Here is a 754-nt window from a genome sequence, read left to right as displayed (position 1 = left end):
CAGCGATGTCAGCTAAAATCTTACGGTCGATTTCAACAGAAGCTTTTTTCAAGCCGTTGATGAATTTGCTGTAAGATAAACCGTTTTGACGTGCTGCAGCGTTGATACGTGCAATCCATAATTGACGGAATTGACGTTTACGTTGACGACGGTCACGGTAAGCATATTGACCAGCTTTAATTACAGCTTGGAACGCAACGCGATAAACACGTGAACGCGCACCATAATAACCTTTAGCAGCCTTAAGAACTTTCTTATGGCGTGCTCTTGCAATAACACCACGTTTTACACGAGCCATTATTAAATCTCCTAATGTATATAATTAACTAAAATTCACTAAAGTACGTTTTAACTTGACTCAACGCTTATGCGTATGGTAAGCACGCTACTACTAATACTTGGTCTGCTTTCGCTACCATTGATTTGTGGCGTAAGTGACGTTTACGTTTAGTGGTTTTCTTAGTCAAAATATGACGTAAGTGAGATTGTTTACGTTTGAAACCGCCTGAAGCTGTTTTCTTGAAACGCTTAGCAGCACCACGTACTGTTTTAATTTTAGGCATTGTTTTATAAACTCCGCATTGTTTTATCTAATACATAATAATCAGGCGAAAAATACGCTTATCGCTAACCGTCTTTTTACTTGCAAAGCACTAATTATCTCGAACAGAGCGTTACCGCTCATAGCCCTTTACGGCTAAAAAGCAAATCAGGCTGCGAAATGTGCCTGTAGATTGCTTTTGTTTCTCTTTTT

General features: G+C 39.1%; 2 protein-coding genes. Both read right to left on the bottom strand.

From position 1 onward, the window contains the following. On the bottom strand, nucleotides 1-298 hold a 298-nt coding region (gene rplT, locus DA085_RS20700), incomplete at its 3' end, for a 50S ribosomal protein L20 (protein WP_109474877.1). 67 nt (nucleotides 299-365) lie between these two features. Then, nucleotides 366-563, bottom strand: coding sequence for a 50S ribosomal protein L35 (rpmI, locus tag DA085_RS20695; RefSeq protein WP_005596065.1), 198 nt, complete (start codon nucleotides 561-563; stop codon nucleotides 366-368). Nucleotides 564-754: the final 191 nt, after the last annotated feature.

Source organism: Ornithinimicrobium cavernae (assembly GCF_003121625.1).
Lineage (GTDB): Bacteria > Actinomycetota > Actinomycetes > Actinomycetales > Dermatophilaceae > Ornithinicoccus > Ornithinicoccus cavernae.
Note: the sequence above shows the minus strand (reverse complement) of the source record. Positions and strands in the feature narration are given on the sequence as shown.